5 protein-coding genes are annotated in these 5,432 nt (G+C 42.4%); all 5 read left to right on the top strand.

Annotation, left to right across the window (positions count from 1 at the left end; genetic code table 11):
- On the top strand, window positions 1-1,386 hold a 1,386-nt coding region (locus A3766_RS06140), incomplete at its 5' end, for a phosphopantetheine-binding protein (protein WP_231882844.1).
- On the top strand, window positions 1,383-2,210 hold the full coding sequence (locus tag A3766_RS06135) for an alpha/beta fold hydrolase (RefSeq protein WP_068511716.1): 828 nt from the start codon (window positions 1,383-1,385) through the stop codon (window positions 2,208-2,210). The genes A3766_RS06140 and A3766_RS06135, both read left to right, overlap by 4 nt.
- 12 nt (window positions 2,211-2,222) lie before the next feature.
- Window positions 2,223-3,296: a hypothetical protein gene (locus tag A3766_RS06130; RefSeq protein ID WP_068511715.1), complete on the top strand. Its 1,074-nt coding sequence runs from the start codon at window positions 2,223-2,225 to the stop codon at window positions 3,294-3,296.
- A 74-nt stretch (window positions 3,297-3,370) separates the two neighbouring features.
- Window positions 3,371-4,234, top strand: coding sequence for a JmjC domain-containing protein (locus A3766_RS06125; RefSeq protein ID WP_068511712.1), 864 nt, complete (start codon window positions 3,371-3,373; stop codon window positions 4,232-4,234).
- A 38-nt stretch (window positions 4,235-4,272) separates the two neighbouring features.
- On the top strand, window positions 4,273-5,432 hold a 1,160-nt coding region (locus tag A3766_RS06120; RefSeq protein WP_197479373.1), incomplete at its 3' end, for a VanZ family protein.

Raw genomic sequence — 5,432 nt, 5'->3', positions numbered from 1 at the left:
ATAGAACTGGGTGAAATTGAGACGCTTATGCGCCAACACGACGCCATTGACGACTGCGCCTTAAGCGTACGAGAAGTCCGTGCCGGCGATACGCGGCTCATCGCTTATGTTGTATGGAAGAATAGCCCGATTAGTCTCAGTGAACTTCGTGAGCACCTGCGACAGCAATTGCCCCCTTACATGGTGCCGCAGCACCTTGAAGCACTCGGGGAGTTACCACGCACCCTTAACAACAAGCTTGATCGAAAAGTCCTGCAAAGCTGGAACCTAACTCAAATGTCTGCCGGTGAATCGCGTCAAGGCCCCGAGACAAGCACAGAAAAGTGGTTAGCTCTCTGCTGGGGAGAAGTATGCGGGAACCATGATATTAACAAATACGATAATTTCTTTGATATCGGCGGCCATTCATTACTTTCCATTCAAGTTATTCATAAAGTGCAAGCGCATTTTAACGTTGAACTGAAGCCTCGAGACTTACTACTGGAAAGCTTACATCAACTAGCTGAGCTAATAGATCAGACCACAAAAACAGCCGCTACAGAAAGCTCAGCGGCTAAAGGTCTTTCTGACGAAACCAATAAAACAGAGCTACATTCTCCCGCAACGCAAACAATCCACCCAGTATTCTTCGGTGATAGTAAATTACCTCTTTACGGCGTAATACATGAGCCTGGTGCGGGCGCTTATCGTAGCAAAGCAATATTATTCAGCTCTCCGATCGGACATGAGTATTTTCGCAACTATCGAATGACCCAGCTACTTGCCACTAGCCTCGCTAAACAAGGCTTTTATTGCATGCGTTTTGACTACCACGGCGTGGGTGACTCCACTGGTGAGTTTTCTACTCAAAGTATCGAAGAATGGCAACAAGACCTTATCAAAGCATATGAGGAGCTAAAAGCCCGAGCAGGCGTTGAGCAGGTGGTCTGTGTCGCCTCACGTTTAGGCGCCTCAATTGCTACATTAGCCAATACAAAGTGCCAGTTTAATGAGCTAGTCCTTTGGGACCCGATTCTCAATGGCTCCGACTATCTTGGTAAATTAGACACTCTGCAAAAACAAGTACTTACTCAAAACTGGCATTTCAGTGTTAGAAGGAAAAGCAGTGACCTAAAACAGGGTGAATACCTTGGCTATCAATACTGTACGAAATTACAAAAGCAAATAGACTCTCTAAGACTGGCAGACCAACTCAATAGCCTTAATGATACGCCATGCACCGTCATCTCAACGACCGAAGATGAAAGCTTAAGTGCGACAGGTGGGCAGCATATCAACTACCAACATATTGATGATGAAGGCAATTGGTACTTCTACAAGGACATTGACCGCTCAATCTCAACACATAATATCAACCAATTTATTTTAAAGAGCTTAAGTCAATGATTGAACAAATTCAGAGCTTTGGCCCACAGCACCACCTTCAGGGTATCTATACTGCTCCAGAAGAAGACTGCAAGAAGCCTTGTTTCTTGATAATTAATGCTGGTGCAGTTCATAAATCAGGCCCTTTCAATTTGCATGTACATCTCGCAAAATTCTTGGCTGATCTAGGGTATGCCAGCTTTCGATTTGACCTGAGTGGGCAAGGTGATAGCACCCGCATCGCATCACCTTCTTCTCGAACAGAGCAAATTACCAAGGATATGCTTGCAGCCTTGGATTGCCTTGAAGCTCAGTTTAACCACTGCAGTGTAATTTCTTTTGGCCTTTGTACAGGTGCCGAGAACGCTCACAAAATTGCTGTAAAGGATGATCGTGTCAAAGGTTTAGTTTGGATAGATGGCTATGGTTACCTAAGTCCAAAGTTTAATCGTGTGAAATTTCTCAAAAAGCTATCTCAGCCCTTCAACCTGATTAAGGCTTTAATTAAGCGGCTGACTAAAACCAAAGCTATGTCTTCAGAATCGAGCGATAATCAAGCAAATAATGTTGATGACTATGTCTGGCGCTTGCCGGAAAAAAGTCAATATAAGGCCGACATGGAAGTATTGCATCAACGCGAAGCCAAGTGCCTATATGTCTACAGCGGAGGGGTACAGTCCTACTACAACTATCAGGGACAAATGAAAGATGCATTTCCTGGCGAGTTCTTCACGCAAATATTTGAAGAAGTCTATTTCCCCAAAGCTGACCATACTTTTTTCATGCTGAACGATAAGCACAGCTTGTTCGACGCGATTAAAAACTGGTTAAGCAGACATTACTAAAGTGAGGCAAGGATGCTTTCGATTAAACCAACAACCACCACCATCGGCCTTTTTTTTGTAATGGTTTTTGCCTCGTACTGGCTATTCCTGAATAAGACAGGCATCGATACTTCTGATCCTGGTGATGCTGCGTTTCCTGTCGCAATATTAGGTGATTCAGACAGTCATAGCTATCGAGATAAATATGACAATAAAGCTAGAGGAGGCGACTTCCATAGCGTCACTTACAACTGGCCAGCACTATGGGACAGATTTCGATCTGAGCAAGTTAATCTTGGAGCATTCGGGACATGGGGTGAAAGTTACCGCTGGGCAAGAATCAAGAACTGGCTTAAGCTCCCTGCCCGAGCCCCCAAGAAATTAGACTTCGACTATAACTATGCAGTTTCCGGACTTCGCTGTCAGTCTTTGCTTGAAGGCTGGCCCTATCAAGCAAAATGGCTGATCTCTCGCTTGCAGCGCTCTCCGGACTTCTGGGAAAAGGGGCTGGTCATCATTCGAATCGGCGTAAACAATCTCGGCTCAACCAAACTATTAGAACAATGGGGAGTCAGCGGCTTAGACAAGACAGCTAAAGACGTTGTCAGTGAGTGTGTCCGTCAGATCACCGAGGCAACCGAGCAATTATTGGCGAGCCACCCTTCTGTAAAGGTCGCTGTTCTTGGTATGTGTCGAGACTGCAATTTAACCGAAAGCTATAAACATTGGCCAACATTAGAAAACATCAAAAACCGAGACCAAGTCCTGGGTAGTTTTGATCGTCAGCTAAAAAGTTACGTTCAAGATAAGAAACGCGTATTATTCATAGATGATGTCGCCTGGCAAATAAAGCGATATAGTGACCGTTATAATGAGCCCATAAACCTTGAAACCCGATTAGCTGATAAGGTCACCATTAAGAGTCGTCAAGGCGATCACCCTAGCAACCTGATATTGGCCGACTATCATGCTGGAACAGTCTACAACGGCTTTTGGTTAAATAACCTGATCGAACAACTTAACCAAGGTTTTAAGCTTCAATTAAGCCCTTTATCCGAAGAAGAAATACTGCGTGTGATTCTGCCCGTGTTATCAAAAAACGAGTGAATAAGTAGATTTTCAAGAAATAGCTAGCCGCACAAGCTCTTCCACTAAGAGTACTAGAGAAAAAGGAATGCAAAATGTATAAATACATAAAACTAGATCAAGAACAGCAGTTCTCCGACTTCAACAAAAGGTCATTCAAATTTAACCAGTCTGTAGTGGAGACACCTCTAGCATCACTTGATAGTCTATCTGAGTTAGTCCTCAGACTTCCCCCGGAGCACGTGTATGCCAGCTCTAGTAAAGTCGACATCAATGCAAATCTTGATACAGCTCATAAAGAACATAAAATAGAATGCTCATTAGAGCACGCACTGGAAAATCTGGCGACTTCAGACTCTTTTGTGATGGTTAGAAGTCCTGAAATTGACGAACAATATAAAGAGCTATTTACAGGGCTAAAGAACGACCTTGAACAACTTGCCCAAGAACTAGGTACAGAAATTACTGACTCAACACTCTATCTATTTATCACGTCACCAAATGGCACAACGCCTTATCACATCGACCGGTATAGCACTTTCCTTATGCAACTTACGGGCACTAAAGAAGTCTATACGTGGGAACCCTGGAATAAAGAACAAATTAGTGATGATGAACTGGAAACATTTGTAGCCAAAACCCATAAAGTAGCACCAAGCTTACGGGACGAATTTGTTAACACCTCAACAAAAACTTTTATTAAGCCAGGTGAAGGCGCTCATATTCCCTATTTAGCACCACACTGGGTAAAAACATGCGATGAAGTTTCAGCCTCAGTATCAATTATCTTCAACACGAAAGAAACTCAGAAGAAAGGCTTAGCCTTGCGCTTTAATGAATTAGTTAAGAGGAGACTGGGAATCAAGCTAAGCCCTATATCCGGTGACAAAAAGATCAGTGACGCCATAAAAGTATTCCTATTCAAAGTGGCCGCCAAGCTATTGAGTGGTAAAGTCTAAAGCTATTATTTACTCTTAACAGAAATAGGGAAACTCAAATGCCGTTACAAACAAGCCCAAATATAACACGACTAAGCTTTGGGCTTCTTCTACTTCTATATTTACTATTTATTCTAGCGGCAAGCTTTTACCTAACAGGAAAGGCACCCAGCACAGAAAGTGCAATCCAGACCCTACTCGAAAAAGGGAGTGCATTTTCTTTTAATTTTCACAACCTAAGAGATGTTGCTACGAACATACTGCTGTATATGCCATTGGGCTTTCTTTGTTCCCTATATATAGCGAGTAAATCCTCTCCTAGATTAATGAGCCCCTATCTGTTTGTTGGTTTTTTAGTCAGTACACTAGTTGAAATAACGCAAGCATTTATTGGGCGCTATTCCGATATTTCAGACGTAATATCAAATACTTCAGGTTTTATCACGAGCTATTTTGTCGCCTATATTGCACTAAAGCACTTTCACTTTTCACCTTCTAGCTTACTTGGTATAGAGCAAAAATCAGATAATGCGGCATTGCAAAACATATCTGGAATCCGGTTTATCTATATAGCGGTCGCTTATATAACCTGTTTACTACCTCTTAATATCACCGTCTCATTATCTGATATCTATGCAAAGCTAAACAGTCAAAACAGTGACATGCCACGCTTGATTCTTGACCCCTTTTTCCACTTTTCATCCGCATCAGTAGATTGGCAGTACTTAACGTTGAATTGTATCATATTCATACCACTTGCCTTTTTAAGCGCACATATTCAAATAAAACGCCAAACACCTAACATTCTAGTACCCGCTGTCCACTGCCTTTTCTTTTCATTGTGCATTGAAGTATCAGAAGTTTTTATAAAGTCAGGCAGGAGCGATATATTCATGCCTTATATGGCATCGATGATAGGCTTATCTATTTCATTGTTATGCATCAAGCTATACCAGGAGCCCAGTGCGCACGTAAATAGCAAGGATAAACAAAAGTATGATGTACTATTGTCTATCGTTTTATATTCTTTATTTTTATTTTCCGTGGCGCTATCTCCCTTTGATTTTGAGTTATCACTCAAAGCAATAAAACAAAAGCTTATCTACGATAGCAACGTCATACCTTTCAAGGCTCACTTCTCAGCACGGTCAATTGGCGCCGCAGTTGACATCGTTCGAGAAGTCCTACTCTATTTACCCCTTGGCAGCTTATTATCACT

This window comes from Oleiphilus sp. HI0132, assembly GCF_001635845.1.
The sequence above is the reverse complement of the archived record's forward strand: the minus strand, read 5'-3'. Positions and strand labels throughout refer to the sequence as shown.

What these genes read in the sequence shown, in the direction of transcription:
- A3766_RS06135 (WP_068511716.1), top strand. Translation starts at nt 1,383, where the DNA reads ATGATTGAACAAATTCAGAGCTTTGGCCCACAGCACCACCTTCAGGGT.
- A3766_RS06130 (WP_068511715.1), top strand. Translation starts at nt 2,223, where the DNA reads ATGCTTTCGATTAAACCAACAACCACCACCATCGGCCTTTTTTTTGTA.
- A3766_RS06125 (WP_068511712.1), top strand. Translation starts at nt 3,371, where the DNA reads ATGTATAAATACATAAAACTAGATCAAGAACAGCAGTTCTCCGACTTC.